We start from the raw sequence: 18,628 nt of genomic DNA, 5'->3' as shown, positions 1-18,628 counted from the left end.
CCCGACTACTTGACTCCGCCCCCGTTTTAACGACCACAACTGCCAGTTACCTGGGTGAGCGGGGTAGGAGGGTGATGGGGTGGCGGGGTAGGAGTTTCTGGCATTCCGGACACGTCGACGGCGGCGGGGCTGGTTTTGGCGGCAGCCGTGCGATGAGCTTGAAGCATGTACTCCGCTTTGCCCTCCATTGATGTTCCGCCCCAGCCCTGGACCGGGCGTTTCGACGGGGATGCCCAGGAACACCGCCGCTGGTGGCAGGCCGTAGCCCCGTACTCCCCCGGCGTCTCCCTGGGAGAAATATCCGACGCCGCCGCTGATGCATCCGGTCGGCGTCCCGCCGTCGTCGTCGGATTCCGCTGTGACGAAGGCGTCCGGCGCAACAAGGGTCGGCTCGGAGCGGCGGCTGCTCCGGCGGCCATCCGCGCGCAGCTGGGTCCGCTGGCGTACCACCTGGATCGCACAGTGTTCGACGCCGGTGACGTCGCCGTCGTCGATGACACCCCAGGCGTCCTGGAGGAAGGCCAGAAGCGCGCCGGACATGTTGTCTCGCAACTGCTCGACGCCGGGAACCTCACCGTGCTGCTGGGCGGCGGGCACGAAACTGCGTATGCCAGCTACCTGGGCGTTGCAGGTTCCGCAGCCCTACGCAGCGGAAAACGCCTCGGCGTGCTGAACCTCGATGCCCACTTCGACCTGCGCGACGCGCCCGAGCCCAGCTCCGGAACGCCGTTCCTGCAAATGGCCAACGCCGAAGCCGCCGCCGGCCGGGAACTGAAGTACGCCGTCGTCGGAATTTCAGAGCCGAACAACACGCGAACCCTCTTCAACACCGCTGCCCGCCTGGGCGTGGACTACCTGCTGGACGAAGATTGCTCGCCGGAGGCTACGTCCGCGTTCGTGGCCTCGTTCCTCGAGCAGGTGGACGCGCTTTACCTGACCATCGATCTGGACGTCCTGCCGGCGTCGGTAGCTCCCGGGGTCAGCGCCCCTGCGGCTTATGGCGTTCCGCTCCCCGTCATCACGGCTGTCTGCCGGCAGGTTGCGGCCAGCGGGAAGCTGCTGCACCTTGATGTGGCCGAGTTGAATCCGGAGTTCGACGTCGACTCGCGCACCGCCAAGGTGGCGGCCCGGCTGTTGACTACGCTGCTCTCCTGACGGCAGCAAAGGGCAATCAGTCACAAAGGGCAATACGAGGAAACCCGTCGAAACGCGGGGAAAGACAGGTTAACGGACCTTGGGACCTGTGCCAGCGCATACCTAGGCTCGGAGCACGTGGTGTACCCAAGAGGCCAGGGAGCTGCCTGCAAAGCAGCGAACGCGGGTTCGAATCCCGCCACCACGTCGGTATAGTGCGCGCTATGAACCCCGCCATAAACAGTCCGGGCGCAGCAGATGACAAGGCAACGCTCCACCGCTACCTGCGCACCAGGCGTTCCCAACTCCTGGCCAAGCTCGACGGGTTGAACGAATACGACGCCCGCAGGCCTATGACGCCCAGCGGTACCAACCTGCTGGGGCTGGTCAAGCATGTGGCCAGCGTCGAGCTGGGATACCTCGGCGACGTATTCGGACGGCCCAGCGGGCGGAAACTGCCCTGGTACGCCGAGGATGCCGAGCCCGACGCCGACATGTGGGTTCCGGAGGAAGAAACCCGCGAGGAGGTTGTTGAGTTGCATCGGTTCTCGGCTGCTCATAGCGACGCAACCATAGATGAGTTGCCGCTTGACGCGCCCGGCGTCGTCCCGTGGTGGCCCGAGGAACGGCGCAACGTGACGCTGCACCAGATCCTGGTGCACCTCTGCTGTGAAACGGCCCAACATCTGGGCCATGCCGACATCCTGCGAGAACTCATCGACGGTTCTGTGGGTCAAGGACCTGGCGACCCCAACCTGCCGGAACGGTCTCCCGAGGAGGTACAGGCCCACTGGGAGCGGATCGAGGCGTCCGCCCGGCGGTCCGGTGACCGGAAGTCCGACGTCGATCAATAGCCTTGCTTGAAAACCCGCTCTTGCATTAGAGGCCGATCGCCGCGACGATACAGAAACACGTCTTCATCCACTCACGGAAGTCGTCCTATTTATGCGGATGCTGATCATTGGTCCCCCGGGATCCGGCAAGGGAACGCAGGCCGAGCGGCTTTCCCGTCATCTGGGCATCTCCTGCGTGTCCACTGGAGAAATCTTTCGCGAGCAGGTGAGGCTTGGCACGGCGCTGGGCCGGGAAGTCATGGCCCACCTGGATTCCGGAGACCTGGTTCCCGATAGCGTGACGAACGAGCTCGTGCGTGAACGCCTTAATCGCGAGGACCTTCGAAACGGTTTCATCCTGGACGGCTACCCACGCAACAGCGCCCAAGTGTCTGAACTTGAGGCCATCCTGGCCGTGACTGGCCACAGGCTGGACATGGCCCTGCAACTGACCGTGGACGATGAGGAGCTCATCCGCCGTATGCTTATGCGCGCCGCCCTCACCCGGCGCTCCGACGATACCGAAGACATCATGCGACACCGCCTGGCGCTGTACTACCAGGAGACCCATCCGATTACCTCGCTCTACCTCCAGAGCGGGATCTTGGTAAATGTGGATGGCTCGGGAACTGAGGACCAGGTCTTCGAGCGCTCCGTGGTCGCACTGACGAAGTAGGCGTTTACTGTCAGTAGGGGTAGTTGAGCGTGTCCAAGCGATTTCGACTCCAAAGCGATTTCGGCAAGCTCACTCACTAGCCCGGTCAGTCATCGACGGCGGAGGTGCCGGTGGGCGGAAAAAGTTTCCTGCAGCGCGGAGGGACTCGCTTTGCCGCCGTGCTCGCGTTTACCGCAGCGCTCGCCGCAGCGTTGTTCCTGGCAGGCTGCCAATCCGTTCCCGTCGACCCGCATGGCACGCTGGATCGGGTGAGCGACGGTGTCATGCGTGTGGGTGCAAGCCCCAATGGCGAATGGGTCTCGCTGCCACCCGGCGGTGAGCCCGAAGGCCGGGAAGCTGACCTGGTCCGGGATTTCGCCGGGAAGCTCAATGCCAGGATCGAATGGACAACCGGCACCGAGTACGTCCTCGCGGAGGGAATCAAGCACGGCGAACTGGACTTGATGATCGCGGGCCTGAATGACAAGACACCGTGGGAGAAGCACTCAGGGCTGACCCGGGGCTACACCGAGTCCACGGACGAACGCGGCACCAGGCACAAGCATGTGATGCTCATACGCCAAGGCGAAAACGCGTTCCTGCTTGAACTCGATAAGTTCCTGATGGAAGCGATGACCTCGAAGTGAAGGCCGCGAGTACGTCTTCGGGCGAGGACAGGTCCCCAGGCAGGATCCCTGCGCGCTTCGGCCACACGGAACTTCCAGAAGAGCAGCATGCTGCGCTGCGCAAGGCGAAGAAGTTCGAGTGGATCACCATCGCGTTCCTGACCGTGTCCACGGCCATGATTTACCTTGTCCTGGGAAATTCACAGGCGGTGAAGGCCGCCTGGGTGGAGGACGTGCTGTCCTTGCTGCCTCCGTTTTCCTTCCTGATCGCTGCCCGGGTCATTCGTAAGCAGCCCAGCGAGGAGCATCCCTACGGCTTCCACCGTGCAGTGGGCATTGCGCATGTGGTTGCCTCAATCGCGCTGGTGGTGATGGGCGCCTACCTAATCGTGGATTCCGGCCTGGGCCTCGTCACAGGCGAGCATCCCACAATCGGCGGCTTCGATTTCTTCGGCCAGACCATCTGGCTTGGGTGGATCATGATCGGCGCCATGCTGCTGACGGCCGGCCCTCCGGTCTATCTTGGCCATGTCAAAATGAAGCTGGCGAAGACCCTGCATGACAAGGTCCTGTATGCCGATGCCGCAATGAACAAGGCAGACTGGATGACCGCCTTGGCTGCCGCTGTTGGGGTGGCAGGCATTGGAATCGGCTGGTGGTGGACGGATGCTGTGGCTGCCCTGGTGATTTCTGCCAGCATCCTCCACGACGGCGTCCGGAACACCCGCGCGGCCATCACTGCCCTGATGGACAAGCATGCAAGGACTTACGACGACTCCGAGCCGCACCCCGTGGGAGGGCAAATCGACGAATACCTCGAAGGCCTTGACTGGGTGGAGACCGCGAAGTCCCGGATTCGGGATGAAGGACATGTGTTCCACGTCGAGTCCTTCGTGGTGCCGGCTGGTCAGGTCATGCCTACTCTGGAGAGGCTTGAAGCTGCCCGCAAGGCCTGCATCGACATGGACTGGAAGGTCCAGGACATGGTCATAATTCCGGTCTCCCAACTGCCGTCCGAATACCTGCCGGGCATCCCGTCATCCGGCGGCGAACGGTAGCAGGGCGCTGATATCAGCGAAGACAAAGGTCAAACAGTGTAAAATTCGCGCCGCCTGCGTTAGTCCAGTTGAAGTTAGGCATGCCTACCCTTTACTTTGACTGGGTGACTCTCCCCCTTGAATTCGCCGGGGTCGGCTTTGCCTCCGACCTGGCGGTGTTCGGCGAACGCCCCGCCGTACTCACCGGCGGAAGCGCCATCAGCTACAGGGAACTGGCCTGGCGTGTGCAGGATTTCGGTGCCCGGCTGGGCACTATGCGCAGGCTTGCCATCCTCGCTGCGGACAACAGCGTGGATTCCCTTGTGGCGTATCTTGCCGCCCTCGCGGGAGGCCATCCCCTGATCCTGGCCCCCGCAGACAACAGCGCTGCCCTCGAATCCCTCGTGGCAAGCTATGACCCCGACGTGATCCTCCGTTCCGGACCCAAAGGGATCCAGCTGGAGGAGGTACGGCCAGTCACTCGCCATGAGCTGCATCCGGACCTGGCGCTCCTTCTGAGTACTTCGGGCTCCACGGGCTCCCCCAAACTGGTGCGGCTCTCCCGACAGAACCTGCAGTCAAACGCGGCCTCTATCGCCGAGTACCTCAAGATCACCGGGGACGACAGGGCCATGACCACCCTGCCGATGTACTACTGCTACGGGCTGTCGGTCATCAACAGTCACCTCCTTCGAGGAGCCGGGCTGGTCCTGACCGGCCTGTCGGTTGTCGATGAGTGTTTCTGGCAGCTGTTCAGCAACTGCAAGGCCACGTCCTTCGCAGCCGTTCCCTACACCTTCGAGCTGCTGGACCGTGCCGGCTTCGCCGAAAGGGACCTGCCCAGCCTCCGCTACATCACGCAGGCGGGAGGCCGCCTGGATCCCGGCGCGGTCACCCGCTACGCCGAGCAAGGCCGTCGGGACGGTTGGGATCTCTTTGTCATGTACGGCCAGACCGAGGCCACTGCCAGGATGGCCTACCTGCCTCCGTCCCTGGCCGCTTCCCATCCGGGAACCATCGGCGTAGCGATACCCGGCGGTGAGTTCCGCATTGATCCCATACCAGGCCTGGAAGATGGCGAGCTGGTCTACAGGGGTCCCAATGTGATGCTGGGCTACGCGGAAAGCCCCGCTGACCTCGCGGCCGGCAGGACCATCGAGGAGCTGCGCACGGGAGACCTCGCCCGGCAGCACCCCAACGGTTTGTACGAAGTGGTTGGCCGACGGAACCGCTTCGTGAAGATCGTGGGCTTGAGGATCGACCTCGGCCAAGTGGAAAAAATCCTCGCCGGATTTGGTGGCACCGCAGCAGCCTGCGCCGGAACCGACCAGAAACTGGTGGCCGCCGTCGAGGGCAGCCATGAACCCCGAATGCTGGCCAAGATGCTGGCCGGGGAGCTCGGCCTGCCCCGCGCCGCAGTGGAGGTTTACGCCGTCGGGCAGCTGCCGCGCCTGGCGACGGGCAAGACTGACTATCCGGCTGTTCTTGCGCTCAGCGCAGCCGCAACCCAGCGACCAATCGCCAGTGAGCCAAAGGTCGACGACGGCCCGGAGGACGTCCGCAGGATCTTCGCCGATGCCCTCGAACGGGACGACATCGGCGACGACGACACGTTCGTCTCGCTGGGAGGGGATTCACTGTCCTATGTGGCGGCCTCGATCCGCCTGGAAAGGGCCCTGGGAAGCCAACTCCCGGGGAACTGGCACGTCACGCCGGTCCGGGAACTGATCGGAAGGCGACCGGAGAGCCGGAGGAGGCGGCTGTTCGCACCGCTGGAAACGAGCATCGTGCTCCGCGCCGTCGCGATCGTCGTCATCATCAGCACGCACGTGGAACTTGTCCAGTGGCCGGGGACAGCCCATATCCTCATGGTGCTGGCCGGCTACAACTTTGCCCGCTTCCAGTTGGGCGGTGACCGCATACCGCGGCTCCGCCGACAGCTGCGAAGCGTGGCGAGGATTGTGGTGCCAACAGTGGCGTTCATCGGGGCAGTGATGCTTCTGTCCGACAAAATCCACTACACCCCCACCAACCTCGTGCTGCTCAACACCATGATCGGGCCGCAGCACTGGACCGACGCCTGGCACTTCTGGTTCGTGGAAGTGCTGGTGTATGTGCTGCTCGCCATGATCGCCCTCCTGGCCATCCCTTGGGCAGATCGGGCGGAACGGCGGTTCCCGCTTGGTTTCCCGGTAGCCCTCATTGGAGCAGGGCTGCTGGCGCGTTACGGCCTTGTCGGCGTCGACATCCTGCATACCCGCCCCGTCCTGTGGCTGTTCGCCCTGGGTTGGGCCTTCGCCCGCGCCCGCACCATCCCGCAGCGCCTGGCCCTGTCCGCCCTGGCCGCACTGACCCTGCCCGGCTATTTCGACAACCCCTGGCGCGAGGCCACCATCCTTGCCGGGATCCTCCTGCTGGCCTGGTTGCCGGCCCTCCCGCTGCCGGCGATCCTGCACCGCGTGGTGGGGATCCTCGCCAGCGCCTCGCTCTACGCCTATGTCACGCACTGGGCAGTTTTCCAGGATGTCAGGGAAATCGATAAAGCCCTGGCTGTTGGCCTGTCCCTTGCAGTGGGCGTGGCCTATTGGGCGTTGTCCATCAGGGTGATGGGCGTGGCCGAACGCTCCTGGCGCATGGCAGTGACGCGCCTTAGGTGGTGACGGTGAGTTCAGGCCGGCGTCCAGTGAAGGCGATGAGGCGTTCGAGACTATCAGCGCTCTCGGCGACGATGTTTTCCGGTCCAAAGCTGCCGCCGTCGCGCAGTTGCTGGTTGATGGTCTTTCGGGCCAGTTCCAGCACGTAGTCCGAAAGCGCCGGGGCGACCTCGAGGGGGCGTCCTGTAGCGGCACTGAAATCCCAGGCATGAACCAGGAATTCCAGGTTCAGGATGTTGGCCACAATGTTGGCTGGGACCTGGGCGAATCCCATATCGATGGTTCCCTCCAGGCCACGGGCGGCGAAGGCTTCCAGCGTTGCCTGTGCCAGTGCCGCAATTCGCTCTTCCGGCGAGCCGTCGTCGGTCTGGACGTCCCTGGCGCCCAAGGCCGCAGCTATGCCGCCAACCGACTCCTGGAGATGGCCCACGAGCTGCTCGACGGTGAATTCTTCGCAGGGCGTCGGGAGATTCATGTCTGCAGGCGTGAGTCCGGCCAGGACCCGTTGGATGACGGCGAGCGTGGCCTCAGCGCCGGTCAACTCGGTGAACGGAACAGGCGATGGAGGCCATTCATCCGCGCCGGCGTCGCCAGTAGTAGCCAGCACCACGAGACGGTCCAGATAGTGGCTCCAGCCTTCTGCGTGGCCGGCTTCCTGATCTGGACTGAGCCCATGGTGGCTTAGCGTCACGGCAGTTCCGCCTGCCGTTTCCTCCATGGTCACAGACACTGTAGACAAGCCGGCTGGCATCGCGGCCTCACCCTCCCAATCCCACGTGAACACTACCCGCTTGCCGGGCTCAACCTCAGTGAAGGTGCCGGCGGCAGACATGCCTGGGACGACTGTCCAGCGGTAGGCGCCGCCGACCCGAAGGTCCACTCGCGCGGCAATAGTCAGCCAGCGGCGCAACCGCTCTGGCTGGGTAATCAGGTCAAAAGCTTCATCAGGGGTGGCAGGGAGCACAACAGTTTTCGAAAAAGACATTACGAGTCTCCTTGGGTGATGTTCTTGGATTTCAATTCACTGGCGTCGGCAACCAGCTGGTCCAGTTCGGTTGTCCAGAAGGCATCGAACTGCTCACGCAGCCGAGCCATTCCCTGCTCTTCCAGCCGGTAATACCGGTTTCGCCCGTCCTTTCGGGCCGACACAAGGCCGACTTCGGCCAGCAGCAAGAGATGTTGCGAGATCGCTGATCGGCTCACCGGAAATTCGGAGGCCAGCTCCGTAACCGTTGCCTCACCGCGAGCCAGGAGCTGGAGCAGCCGACGTCGATTCGGCTCCGCAGCTACTTCCAGCAAATCCAGCACGATTAATACGTTAGCAAAGGCTAACGCATTAAGGCAAGAGGTGAGCCTGGTCCACGCCCAACTGGCTCGCAGTCGTTGTCGTTATGAGGCGTCATAACGACAACAACTGCGATCTACTTGGGCCAGGGGTGATGCGGTTTCAGTCCAGGGGATGGACCACGGCGGTCCACGCTTCGAGTTCAAGGTTCGCCTCGCCGTCGTGAGTCAGTCCCAGCGGCAGCCGTACCGTGGCGCTGAGGCGGTCAGGCGTGAGGTTGGCGGCGAAAAGGACTGTTCTGGCGCCGTCACGCACGGGATACAGGACCAGCCCGGGCACTGTGCCATCGACCTCCAACACATCCGCCCCACGCAGCCCTGCGAGGGCGGCCAGGACTTCACCTGCCGGCGTCAGTCCCCCCGGCCCGCTGATGCCGCGAGGGCCGGAAGCCTCGAAGTAGCTGACGGATTCGACGCCGGGAATGCTCAGGGCCGCGATGCTGCCCAGAAGCCAGGCTGCAGTAAACGGCTCGGGCTGCAACGGATCCATACCTGCCGCATCCATCCCGCCTGCCGCATCCATCCCGCCCGAGCTTGCGGCGGCATTGAACCGTGGCTTCAGCGTTACGGGTCCCACGTGCAGCGGCCGCCCGGAGCCGATCCTCAGGGCGTTTAGCGCGGTGAGGCGTTGGATCGGCAGTGTCTCAACAATGTGGGGAATCTCCGTGGTGTGCTTCTGCGGTGTGATGCTGAAGGTCAGGGCCGGGGCATTCTTCGGAAGCCGGTCCGCGTTTCGGTTCAGCTGAATGAAATGCGAGCTGGCACCTGCCACGAGGGTCCCGGTGAAGCCACGTCGGCCTGCCTCCTCCTCCAGCACGGCCCACAATCCGGGCTCAGTCACGCGGCTCACGGCGTCGAATATGCCGAGCCGCATCACGTTCTCCAGCGGCAGGAGATCCAGGAGCCCGGGGACGCGATCCGCGGAAGGAACCTCCAGCCGGACATCCAGGGGAACGCCCAAAACTGTTGCCTGCTCCACTGCGCTCCGAACGACAGATTCCGCGTCAGTTCCAGGATGTAGTTCCACAAGCAGCGCCTCCAGCCCGGGGATCCGCCGCCCGAGGAGCTCGCCTGATCCGGAAGTAGAGGAAATCGAAAGCGCCGGCACCCGGGCCGCCGCGCCGTCGAGCACTGTCAGGACTGGGGCGCCTTGAGTTGCAGCCCCTTGAGGTGCAGCGGCAGGTGTTGCCGTGGTTCCACCTCCGGTGCCCGCCGTCGGGTTGGCCGTCAGCAGCACCGACTGGTGCACGCGATTGCCTGCAGGAACTTCCACTGGAAAGGGTTTGGAGAGCGTGGTGCTGTAGGTCTTGAAGGAGGCGTCGGTCCAGTTCCGCTGGTCCTCTGTCTCGAAGACATCGCCGCTGAAGCGGAGCTGGAACCTGGTGCCATCACGCTCCCACTCCATGGACGCGATGTCCAGGAAGGGCTGGTGTGGGCTGATGTCCAACGGAAAGGTCGACGGCGTCCGGCCGCCGCCCGGACTGCCGATAGTGACGGGGCGGCCGGCGTCATCCGGCCGGTGCAGCACCACCAGCCCGATCCGGTTGCTGCGGAAGGCGGCGGGCGCGACGCCGTCGAACGTCGCCTTGAGGTTGTTTGCCTTGAAGTGGATCGCGAGCTCACCGGTGTAACTCGCGCCGAAGCCATCAAAGTCGATGTCGAGAAGGACGGTTGTGCCGTCGCCCTTGTCCCGATGGGCCACGCGACGCACTGTGGGAACGAGGGTGCGCCAGTCGTGATCCCTCACCACTGCGCGGATGGCACGAAGGACAGGCGTTCCGTTGAAGCTGATGTCAGCCAATTCATCGTTGCGCAGTTCGGCGCGCCAGCCACCCGCTTCCACGACCTCTGAGGAGGGAAACAGCCTGGAGGAGTTTTCGGCGTTGATCACGGCACAACTTTTGCAGGCGCGGGGAGGGAAGAGAAGCCCTCAGTTAGTGGCCCCAGTTATTGGGCTGCGGAGCCGCCAAGATGCTCAAGCTCGAAACGGTAAAACGCTAATCGTTGGAATTTGTCCGACATCTAACGTTTGACTGGACAGGTCTTGTAAGATGGGGAGGTCGCACTCCCGCGACACCCCCAACAGAAAGTCCTCCAATGAGCATGGCAACCCTCGAAACCCAGTCGATCCGGCTCTCTTTTGAGCGGGCCGACGAGGTACACGAAGGCCTGGAGCGCGCAGTGGAATCCCTCATCGAGGCTGCGGCACAGAACGGAACCTGTGGCATCCTCGTTACTCGCCACGAACCGGGCACCTACACCGTGGCCCTTGACGAGAGCGTTCCCTTCGGCCAGACCCGCGAGGCCATCGCGGCCTAAGACCGCGACAGAGTATTTCTGCCCCTGGGGACGCGGAATACCTAAATGCCAAAAAAGAATCCGGGATCCGTGTCCTCTCACTGCTACCGCAGAACAGGATACGGGTCCCGGATTTCTTTCTATTTAGCCACCTACGCCCGGCGAACCTGGACGCCGTCGGACTTCATGAAAGGCCTTTCGCCTGAGCCCGTCCCTCCAGATTCCAGCCAAAGCACATTGCCGCTGAGCGAAACCTCCTCTACTTCACCCACTGCAATCACGTGCGCGTGCTTGATGATCTCGACCCGTTCCCCCGCCTTCAAGACTCCCCAATCGGAAACTATTGCAGCGTGAGCGATTCGCTTGGACAGGACTGTCCCGCGTGCCTTCATTGAACCTCTACCCCTTTGTGGATGTTCGCTGTTTCATTTGTGAATTGAAATTCACCGGCGGGCCCACGACTTCGTTGTCATGGACGCACCGTACCCTTCATTTCTACTACACCCGCCACGCCCCGGAAGCCTGACATGCAGACTATTTCCGGGGCGTCACGAATTGTTAACCCCGCTTGACCGAAAGTTCGGTTTTAGGCAAGGATTCCGACGGCGGATTCGGCCGCCGCGCGGACCTCCCCTTCGCCCACGAAACGGTCAGCCGCTTCGAGCTCCGGCGACAGGAACCTATCTGTACCGGGTCCCTGGACGACTCCGCGCAAAGCTTCCAGCACGGCCGCTCCGGCAGGACCGGGAGTGAGCTCGCCACCGGAAAGCTGGGTGCGGATGTCGATGGCCCGGGCAGACGCCACGAGTTCCACAGCCAGGACGCGACGAAGATTCTCCACGGCCCTGCGCAGTTTGCGGGCCGCGTGCCAGCCCATGGAGACATGGTCCTCCTGCATGGCGGAGCTTGGAATGGAGTCCACCGACGCCGGAACGGCCAGCCGCTTGTTGTCCGAGACCAGCCCGGCCTGGGTGTACTGGGCAATCATGAGCCCCGAATCGACGCCCGGATCATCGGCCAGGAAGGCCGGGAGTCCGTGCGAGCGTGCCGGGTCCAGCATGCGGTCCGTGCGGCGTTCGGCAATGGAGCTGAGGTCCGCCACGGCGATCGCCAGGAAGTCCAGGACGTAAGCCACCGGAGCGCCATGGAAGTTTCCGTTGGAGGACACTCGTCCGTCCGGGAGCACCACCGGGTTGTCAATGGCGGCAACCAGTTCGCGGGAGGCCACCAACGCGGCGTGATCCACAGTGTCGCGGACGGCACCTGCAACCTGGGGTGCGCAACGCAGCGAGTAGGCATCCTGGACGCGGGAGTCACCCTCTCGGTGCGATGCCACGATCGCTGAGTTGGACAGTACCTTCAGCATGTTCTCGGCGCTTGCGGCCTGGCCTGGATGGGGGCGCAGGGCGGCGTGCAGCTCCGGGAGGAACACCTGGTCCGTGCCCAACAGAGCCTCCACGCTGAGCGCGGCGGTGATGTCCGCCGTCGTCAGCAGGAGGCGAAGGTCAGCGATGGCCATCAGGAGCATCCCGAGCATCCCCTCGGTGCCGTTGACCAGCGCGAGCCCCTCCTTCTCGGCCAAGGTGACTGGTTCGATCCCGTGCTCGGCAAGCAGCTCGGCGACAGTCCGTCCGCCGGCGGCACCGAACAGCGTGCCGTCAGGCCCCGTGGCTTCGCCCTCGCCCATGAGCACCAGGGCACAGTGGGACAGCGGAGCGAGGTCGCCGGAGCATCCCAGCGACCCGAACTCCCGCACCACGGGCGTGATGCCGGCGTTAAGAACGTCAACCATGGTCTCCAGGACCACGGGACGCACACCGGTGCGGCCGGAAGCCAGGGTCTTGGCACGAAGGAACATGATGCCACGCACCACTTCGCGCTCTACGGCCGGGCCCATTCCCGCTGCGTGGCTGCGGATGAGCGATTTCTGAAGCTGGGTGCGCAGCTCATTGGGGATGTGCCGGTTGGCCAGGGCCCCGAAGCCCGTGGAGATGCCATAAGCCGGGGTGTCGGAGTTTGCCAGCCCATCAATGTGGGCGCGGACCTTGGCCACAGTGTCCAGGGCCTCCTGCGAAATGGTCACCTTGGCGTCATAGCGCGCGACGGCGACCACGTCTTCAGGCGTGATGCCACTGGAGCCGAGGGTAACGGTCCGTGGTGCGTGGGTTGTGAGTGTCATTGAAGTTCCTAGTTAAAGTCCAGCGAGTAAGTCCGGCGAGCGTTCCCCTGGAGCCTCTTCCCAACTAGTCCGCAGTTGTTGTCGTTTTCAGGGCTCATAGCGACATCTATTGCCAGCTAGTTGGGGAGGGCGACGAGGGGGATTAGTTGTGTTCGGTCATGGGGATGCGGACGCCGCGTTCTTTGGCGACTTCGATGGCGTGGGGGTAGCCGGCGTCGACGTGGCGGATGACGCCCATGCCGGGGTCGTTGGTGAGGAGGCGTTCGAGTTTCTGCGCGGCGAGGTCGGTGCCGTCGGCTACGGAGACCTGGCCGGCGTGCAGGGACCGGCCGATGCCCACGCCGCCGCCGTGGTGGATCGAGACCCAGGTGGCGCCGGAGGAGGTGTTGAGCAGCGCGTTCAGCAGCGGCCAGTCGGCGATCGCGTCCGAGCCGTCGGCCATGGCTTCGGTTTCCCGGTAGGGGGAGGCCACGGAGCCGGAGTCCAGGTGGTCCCGGCCGATCACGATCGGGGCCTTGACCTTGCCCTCGGCGACGAGCCGGTTGAACAGCAGCCCGGCCTTGGCGCGTTCGCCGTAGCCCAGCCAGCAGATCCTCGCGGGCAGGCCCTCGAACTCGACCCGTTCCGCGGCGGCGTCCAGCCATTTGTGCAGGTGGGTGTTCTCCGGGAACAGTTCCTTGATCGCGGCGTCGGTGACCGCGATGTCTTCCGGGTCCCCGGACAGCGCGACCCAGCGGAACGGGCCCAGCCCTTCGCAGAACAGCGGCCGGATGTAGGCCGGCACGAAGCCGGGGAACTCGAACGCCCGGGCGTAACCGCCCTTGCGGGCCTCATCCCGGATCGAGTTGCCGTAATCGAACACCTCGGCCCCGGCATCCTGGAACTCCACCATCGCCTGGACATGCCTGGCCATCGAGGCCTGGGCCTTCTTGGTGAACCCCTCCGGGTCCGCGGCGGCCTCGGTGTGCCATTCGGCCACGCTGATGCCCTCAGGCAGGTAGGACAACGGATCATGCGCGGAGGTCTGGTCCGTCACCACATCAACCGTGAGCTCCCCGGCCAGGTGGCGGGCCAGGATGTCCGGGAACACCTCGGCGGCGTTGCCCACATACCCGACCGACCAGCCGCGGCGCTCTTCCTTGGCCTTGACCACCTTGGCGATCGCGGCGTCCAGGTCGGTCTCGACCTCGTCCAGGTACCGCTTGCCGGCCCGGCGCCGCAGCCGGCTCTCGTCAACATCGACAATCAGGCACGCCCCGTCGTTCAAGGTGACAGCCAGCGGCTGCGCCCCGCCCATGCCCCCGCACCCGCCGGTCAGCGTCAGCGTCCCGGCCAGCGGGCCCTCAGCGGAACCCTCGGCGGCCGGGGCCGGATGCCGGCCCGCTTCAAGGAGTTTGCGGCCGACGGCGGCGAACGTCTCGTAGGTGCCCTGCAGGATGCCCTGGGTGCCGATGTAGATCCAGGACCCGGCCGTCATCTGCCCGTACATCATCAGGCCCTCGGCCTCCAGCCGGCGGAACTCCGGCCAGGTGGCCCAGTCCCCCACCAGGTTGGAGTTGGCCAGCAGCACCCGCGGAGCCCACTCATGCGTGCGGAACACGCCAACCGGCTTGCCCGACTGCACCAGCAGCGTCTCGTCCTTCTCCATGGTTTCCAGCATCCGGGTGATCGCATCAAACGCCGCCCAGGACCGCACCGCACGCCCCGTACCGCCATACACCACCAAATCATCAGGACGCTCGGCAACCTCCGGATCCAGATTATTCATCAACATGCGCAACGGCGCCTCGGTCTGCCAGGACTTCGCAGTCAACTCCATACCCCGGGCAGCCTTGACCGGACGGGCACCAGTAGTGAAATCGGCGGGTGCCATGGTGGCTCCTTCGTTAGTAAGTGGTTCAGATGGAAAGTTGTTCTATATCCACTAAAGCCCCTTGATGGCGCTTCAGGAATGGGTTTCAAGGGTGTGCTGTCCGGAATTCCAGACGCTTGGAGGAAGGCGTTTTTGGGGTGCGTCGGATTCTGCCGGATCATTCGCCGGGACTACCGCATTGGTCGCCCATTTCCGCGGCTGGAGAGGGCGCAGCTGGGGATGATCGAGCAGAATCCGACGGGCCCACGAGGTTGGCCCTGGTATTTCAGGCTCCGGGGCGGCCGTGGATGCGGATGGACAGTTCGTCGGCCACCTTTTGGATGCGGGCCGCCAGCACGGGCCACTCCTCGGCCGGCAATTTGTCCTCCAGGAACGTCACGGCGACCGCCGCCGTCGGCCATCCCAAGTGGTCAGTCACGGCGGCGGCAACCGAGCCAAAGCCCGGCGTAATCTCACCGTGCTCGGTGGCATACCCGCGCTGCCGCACCTGGTCCAAATGGGAAGACAGCGCGGAGTACTTCATGATGGGCGACTCGGTCTCATGGCGGGACGTGAAGGCAGCGGCGTTTGGATAGAGGGCGCGCACTTGGGACTTGGGCAGGGCGGCAAGAATCGCCCGTCCGCTGGCCGTAAGGTGGCTGGGAAGCCGGACCCCGACGTCGGTCACCAGGGAAGGGCGGTTCTTGGCCCTCTCCTCCACGATGTACAGCACGTCGCGCCCGTGGAGGACGGCAAGGTGGGCACTCTCGCCGAGGGCGTCAACAAGGGAGGCAAGCATGGGCCGGCCCAGCCGGGACAGCGGTTCCTGCCTGGAGTAGGCGGAGCTGAGCTCGAAGGCGCTGATTCCGAGGCCATAACGCTGCTCTTCGTGCAGGTGCAGCACAAAGCCGTTGGCTTCCATGACGCCCAGCAAGTGATAGACACTGGAGCGCGGCAGGCCCAGCGAAGTCGCAATTTGCGACGCCGCCATTGGGCCTCGACGTGAGGCAAGGAGCTTGAGGATCCGCAGGGTATTCTCTGCGGCAGGGACTTTGGAGGCCACCTTGATGCGTGCTCCTGCCGGGGAGGCGGCTGCTGTCGTGGTCGAGACAGCGGTGCTGTCGGGCTTTCTGGTGGTTGCTCCGCGTTGCATGATCCTCTTCGCTTCAGGCAGGTGTCTGGTTTCCCGTACTTAAGGATGCACCTGCCGAAGAAGAAGGCTGAAGAATTCGGGCAACTAAGCGTCCGGGATTCCAGACACTTTGCCTTGTCCGATTCGTCCCCGGATCGGCTGGGGGTTAGCCGGCTGAGGGTTAGCTGGCAGCCAGTTCGTGCGCGAACTCCATGGAATCCACCGGAGCCGGACGCAGTCGGGACAGCATTTTGGCACTGGCGGCCTCAATGAACCCGTGAAACAGGGCTTTTTCCTGGGCCTGCCGTTCAGGGTGCCACTGGACTCCGAGGCAGAAATCAACGCCGGGATGTTCGATTGCCTCGATCACCTGGTCTTCACTCCAGGCAGTGGCGATCAGTCCCTCACCCAGGCGGTCCACGGCCTGGTGGTGGGAGACGGGCACGGCCTCAAGGGACTCAGAGCCTATGAGCTGTCCGAGCTTGGAATCGGGTTTAATAGCCACCTGGATGTTGTTGAACTTGAAGTCGCCGAGCTGGTGGTGCGCCGTTCCGATTACCTCCGGCAGGTGCTGGTGGAGCGTGCCGCCCAGTGTGACGTTGAGCAACTGTTCACCCCTGCAGATGCACAGAAGGGGAACGTCCTGGCGGATCGCCTCGAGGATGAGGGCTGCTTCCCACTCATCACGCTCCGGCCTGGGCACATCCGTCGCGGGGTGGGCCTCCTGGCCGTACCGTGCCGGATCCACATCCCAGCCGCCAGGAACCAGGAGCCCGTCAAGCCTGCTTACGAGGTGCTCGATCATGTTGCCGGCCGTGGGCTGTGGCGGGAGGAGGACCGGCACTCCCCCTGCAGTAAGGATGGGAGTCAGGTATGTTTCCGGCAGGAAGGCGGCGCGGACCGTCCCGCAACCATCGGTGCCGGCCTGTTCAAGGTACGTGGTCAGCCCAATGATCGGCTTGATCGCGTTGTCTGAGGCATTCATGCGCGTGTCCTTCCGGGAAACGTCCTACAGCAAGGCTACGAAGCGCTTGTTTATTCTGTGTTACGTGCCCGTCACCATTGGGTATCGATGTTCACGCCCCAGGAAGCCCGCCGGGGACAATCCGGAAGCGGCGGTGGACCAAGGAGGGCACCTTCCGTCGCACCGCCGCCAGGCGTTCAATGTCGAGGTCAGCGAAAACGACGCCGGGAGCCTCGCCGGCATTTGCTATCACCACGCCAAAGGGATCCACGATGATTGAGTAGCCCGTGGCGAGCGGTCCGGTCTGGTTGGCCGTAACGACGTAGGACGTGTTCTCGATTGCTCGGGCCCGCACCAGGGTGTTCCAGTGATCCTCCTTCCCAGGTCCACTGATCCACATCGCCGGCAGGAGGAGGACATTCGCGCCGGCGTCGACCAGATAGCGGGCGCTTTCCGGAAACCTGAGGTCGTAGCAGGTGAGCGTACCGAGGCGCAGTTCTCCAAACGTCAGCAGGAACGGGGGCAGGATCTCCCCTGCGAGGATCCCGTCGCTTTCGCGGTAGCCGAAGGCGTCGTACAGATGGATCTTGCGGTAGGTGCCGGTGATTTCACCATTGGAATTGATCGCCACAAGGGTGTTGTAGGGCAGCCCGCCCTCGTGCGCCTCGGCAGTTCCTACCACCACCGAAAGGCCCAGGTCCTTCGCCAACCCGGCGATCCCGCTGATGAAGGGACCCTGAAGGCTTTCCGCCACTGCGGACAGGACGGACGGAGGCTCCGAACTGGCATAAAGGCTCGACTCGGGCAGCACCAGCAGCTCCGCACCGCCGTCGGCCGCTGTTTTCATCAGCCCGGAAACTTCCCGCAGATTCAACGCCGAGTCGATTCCTGCACTGAACTGTCCCGACGCAATCCGCATGCTGCTCCCCTTCCCGTGGACCGGCTTCAAGCGTCCCACTGAGTACTCCCAAACTAAAGGCGCCGTACGACCGATATGGCCCTTGTACTTGACGCCGCCTGAAAGGGCAGCGAGTGTTAGAACAGTAAGCATACTTAGTGTTAGAAATTGGACTTAATAATGTGTGGCATAGCGGGCGAAGTGGCCTTCCGGGGGGAAAGGGCGGATTTACATCGTGTGGAATTGATGACGGATTCCATGGCGGACAGGGGGCCGGACGGAGAAGGGACCTGGACCAACGGCTGGGCAGCACTCGGGCACCGCCGCCTCAGTGTGATTGACCTTTCGGAGGGCGGATCCCAGCCCATGACCGACGACGGCTCGGGGCTGGCCCTTGCTTTCAACGGGTGCATCTACAACCACCATGAGCTGCGCCGGGAACTTCAGCGGTACTACGTGTTTGGCTCAACTAGTGACACCGAGGTGGTCATCAAGGCCTATAGGCATTGGGGCGAGAACTTCGTGGACCACCTTGTTGGCATGTTCGCCGTCGCGCTTGTAGACGAGAGGCGCAATTGCATTGTCCTCGCCCGGGACCGCCTGGGCATCAAGCCCCTGTACATCACCGAATCTGCAGGGCGCATGAGATTCGCGTCCACGCTTCCAGCGCTCCTTGCAGTGGGCGGCGTGGACACGACCATCGACGACGTCGCCCTCCACCACTACCTCAGCTGGCATTCCATTGTGCCGGCGCCTCGAACAATTTTGCGCGGAGTACGGAAGCTTCCTCCTGCCACGGTCCGGGTGATTACGCCCGACGGCGGTCAGCGCGACCGGGTCTACTGGAAGCCGGACGTGCGCCACGAGGCGCTTGGAATCGAGTGGGGGTGAAAGGACCCCGCCGCTGGTCAGTCGCAGCTGGCCGGTGAAGCTGGGAGGCAGCCTGGTCCGGGGAACGCCGGGGAAGGCGGGAGCAGCCTCCGACAACGTACGGGACGGGTTGGGACTGTCAGACGGCCCGG

General features: G+C 63.9%; 17 protein-coding genes and 1 tRNA gene. 9 read left to right on the top strand and 9 right to left on the bottom strand.

Annotation, left to right across the window (positions count from 1 at the left end):
- The first annotated feature begins 165 nt into the window (after window positions 1–165).
- From hutG to J7E82_RS07955, 7 genes are all read left to right on the top strand, one after another.
- A complete protein-coding gene (gene hutG, locus J7E82_RS07985; RefSeq protein WP_214862086.1) occupies window positions 166–1,155 on the top strand; it encodes a formimidoylglutamase in 990 nt (329 codons plus the stop codon).
- Between the two features lie 116 nt (window positions 1,156–1,271).
- A tRNA-Cys gene (locus tag J7E82_RS07980) sits at window positions 1,272–1,342 on the top strand.
- 16 nt (window positions 1,343–1,358) lie between these two features.
- Window positions 1,359–1,988, top strand: a complete 630-nt coding sequence (locus tag J7E82_RS07975; protein WP_214862085.1) for a DinB family protein — start codon at window positions 1,359–1,361, stop codon at window positions 1,986–1,988.
- A gap of 97 nt (window positions 1,989–2,085) precedes the next feature.
- Complete coding sequence (locus tag J7E82_RS07970; RefSeq protein WP_214862092.1) at window positions 2,086–2,643, top strand: adenylate kinase; 558 nt, start codon at window positions 2,086–2,088, stop codon at window positions 2,641–2,643.
- 110 nt (window positions 2,644–2,753) lie between these two features.
- On the top strand, window positions 2,754–3,269 hold the full coding sequence (locus J7E82_RS07965) for a transporter substrate-binding domain-containing protein (RefSeq protein WP_308113703.1): 516 nt from the start codon (window positions 2,754–2,756) through the stop codon (window positions 3,267–3,269).
- Window positions 3,266–4,306 (top strand): cation transporter, encoded by a 1,041-nt coding sequence (locus J7E82_RS07960; RefSeq protein ID WP_308113702.1) that lies wholly within the window; start codon window positions 3,266–3,268, stop codon window positions 4,304–4,306. The genes J7E82_RS07965 and J7E82_RS07960 overlap by 4 nt, the downstream gene beginning before the upstream one ends.
- Window positions 4,307–4,386: 80 nt before the next feature.
- The gene (locus J7E82_RS07955) at window positions 4,387–6,945 is read left to right on the top strand and encodes an AMP-binding protein (RefSeq protein ID WP_251041607.1); all 2,559 of its coding nucleotides are present in this window, start codon (window positions 4,387–4,389) and stop codon (window positions 6,943–6,945) included.
- Here J7E82_RS07955 and J7E82_RS07950 read toward each other — a convergent pair.
- The 3 genes from J7E82_RS07950 to J7E82_RS07940 all read right to left on the bottom strand — a co-directional run bounded on the left by J7E82_RS07950 (window position 6,935) and on the right by J7E82_RS07940 (window position 10,174).
- Window positions 6,935–7,924, bottom strand: coding sequence for a TIGR03086 family metal-binding protein (locus tag J7E82_RS07950; RefSeq protein ID WP_214862084.1), 990 nt, complete (start codon window positions 7,922–7,924; stop codon window positions 6,935–6,937). The genes J7E82_RS07955 and J7E82_RS07950 overlap by 11 nt on opposite strands.
- The gene (locus J7E82_RS07945; protein WP_308113701.1) at window positions 7,924–8,247 is read right to left on the bottom strand and encodes a metalloregulator ArsR/SmtB family transcription factor; all 324 of its coding nucleotides are present in this window, start codon (window positions 8,245–8,247) and stop codon (window positions 7,924–7,926) included. The genes J7E82_RS07950 and J7E82_RS07945 overlap by 1 nt, the downstream gene beginning before the upstream one ends.
- 139 nt (window positions 8,248–8,386) lie before the next feature.
- Complete coding sequence (locus tag J7E82_RS07940; protein WP_214862083.1) at window positions 8,387–10,174, bottom strand: hypothetical protein; 1,788 nt, start codon at window positions 10,172–10,174, stop codon at window positions 8,387–8,389.
- Window positions 10,175–10,380: 206 nt separating this feature from the next.
- On the opposite strand from J7E82_RS07940, the gene J7E82_RS07935 reads away from it, so the two are divergent.
- The gene (locus J7E82_RS07935) at window positions 10,381–10,602 is read left to right on the top strand and encodes a hypothetical protein (protein ID WP_214862082.1); all 222 of its coding nucleotides are present in this window, start codon (window positions 10,381–10,383) and stop codon (window positions 10,600–10,602) included.
- Window positions 10,603–10,733: 131 nt separating this feature from the next.
- On the opposite strand, the gene J7E82_RS07930 is transcribed toward J7E82_RS07935, so the two are convergent.
- The 6 genes from J7E82_RS07930 to J7E82_RS07905 all read right to left on the bottom strand — a co-directional run bounded on the left by J7E82_RS07930 (window position 10,734) and on the right by J7E82_RS07905 (window position 17,627).
- Complete coding sequence (locus tag J7E82_RS07930; protein WP_214862081.1) at window positions 10,734–10,973, bottom strand: hypothetical protein; 240 nt, start codon at window positions 10,971–10,973, stop codon at window positions 10,734–10,736.
- Between the two features lie 194 nt (window positions 10,974–11,167).
- Window positions 11,168–12,760 (bottom strand): histidine ammonia-lyase, encoded by a 1,593-nt coding sequence (gene hutH, locus J7E82_RS07925; protein ID WP_214862080.1) that lies wholly within the window; start codon window positions 12,758–12,760, stop codon window positions 11,168–11,170.
- Between the two features lie 142 nt (window positions 12,761–12,902).
- Window positions 12,903–14,633, bottom strand: a complete 1,731-nt coding sequence (locus J7E82_RS07920; RefSeq protein WP_214862079.1) for a urocanate hydratase — start codon at window positions 14,631–14,633, stop codon at window positions 12,903–12,905.
- Between the two features lie 265 nt (window positions 14,634–14,898).
- Window positions 14,899–15,765: an IclR family transcriptional regulator gene (locus J7E82_RS07915; protein ID WP_251041606.1), complete on the bottom strand. Its 867-nt coding sequence runs from the start codon at window positions 15,763–15,765 to the stop codon at window positions 14,899–14,901.
- 160 nt (window positions 15,766–15,925) lie between these two features.
- Complete coding sequence (locus tag J7E82_RS07910; RefSeq protein ID WP_214862078.1) at window positions 15,926–16,729, bottom strand: gamma-glutamyl-gamma-aminobutyrate hydrolase family protein; 804 nt, start codon at window positions 16,727–16,729, stop codon at window positions 15,926–15,928.
- Window positions 16,730–16,820: 91 nt separating this feature from the next.
- A complete protein-coding gene (locus J7E82_RS07905; RefSeq protein ID WP_214862077.1) occupies window positions 16,821–17,627 on the bottom strand; it encodes a carbon-nitrogen hydrolase family protein in 807 nt (268 codons plus the stop codon).
- Between the two features lie 225 nt (window positions 17,628–17,852).
- On the opposite strand from J7E82_RS07905, the gene J7E82_RS07900 reads away from it, so the two are divergent.
- Complete coding sequence (locus tag J7E82_RS07900; protein ID WP_251041605.1) at window positions 17,853–18,497, top strand: hypothetical protein; 645 nt, start codon at window positions 17,853–17,855, stop codon at window positions 18,495–18,497.
- Window positions 18,498–18,628 lie beyond the last annotated feature (131 nt).

The sequence above is a fragment of the Arthrobacter sp. ISL-30 genome, from assembly GCF_018613855.1.
Classification (GTDB): Bacteria; Actinomycetota; Actinomycetes; order Actinomycetales; family Micrococcaceae; genus Arthrobacter.
The sequence above is the reverse complement of the archived record's forward strand: the minus strand, read 5'-3'. Positions and strand labels throughout refer to the sequence as shown.

Coding starts and splice junctions, on each gene's coding strand:
- J7E82_RS07950 (WP_214862084.1), bottom strand. CDS start 7,924: ATGTCTTTTTCGAAAACTGTTGTGCTCCCTGCCACCCCTGATGAAGCT.
- J7E82_RS07905 (WP_214862077.1), bottom strand. CDS start 17,627: ATGCGGATTGCGTCGGGACAGTTCAGTGCAGGAATCGACTCGGCGTTG.
- J7E82_RS07935 (WP_214862082.1), top strand. CDS start 10,381: ATGAGCATGGCAACCCTCGAAACCCAGTCGATCCGGCTCTCTTTTGAG.
- J7E82_RS07900 (WP_251041605.1), top strand. CDS start 17,853: ATGACGGATTCCATGGCGGACAGGGGGCCGGACGGAGAAGGGACCTGG.
- J7E82_RS07920 (WP_214862079.1), bottom strand. CDS start 14,633: ATGGCACCCGCCGATTTCACTACTGGTGCCCGTCCGGTCAAGGCTGCC.
- J7E82_RS07915 (WP_251041606.1), bottom strand. CDS start 15,765: ATGCAACGCGGAGCAACCACCAGAAAGCCCGACAGCACCGCTGTCTCG.
- J7E82_RS07930 (WP_214862081.1), bottom strand. CDS start 10,973: ATGAAGGCACGCGGGACAGTCCTGTCCAAGCGAATCGCTCACGCTGCA.
- hutG (WP_214862086.1), top strand. CDS start 166: ATGTACTCCGCTTTGCCCTCCATTGATGTTCCGCCCCAGCCCTGGACC.
- J7E82_RS07975 (WP_214862085.1), top strand. CDS start 1,359: ATGAACCCCGCCATAAACAGTCCGGGCGCAGCAGATGACAAGGCAACG.
- J7E82_RS07955 (WP_251041607.1), top strand. CDS start 4,387: ATGCCTACCCTTTACTTTGACTGGGTGACTCTCCCCCTTGAATTCGCC.
- J7E82_RS07970 (WP_214862092.1), top strand. CDS start 2,086: ATGCTGATCATTGGTCCCCCGGGATCCGGCAAGGGAACGCAGGCCGAG.
- hutH (WP_214862080.1), bottom strand. CDS start 12,760: ATGACACTCACAACCCACGCACCACGGACCGTTACCCTCGGCTCCAGT.
- J7E82_RS07910 (WP_214862078.1), bottom strand. CDS start 16,729: ATGAATGCCTCAGACAACGCGATCAAGCCGATCATTGGGCTGACCACG.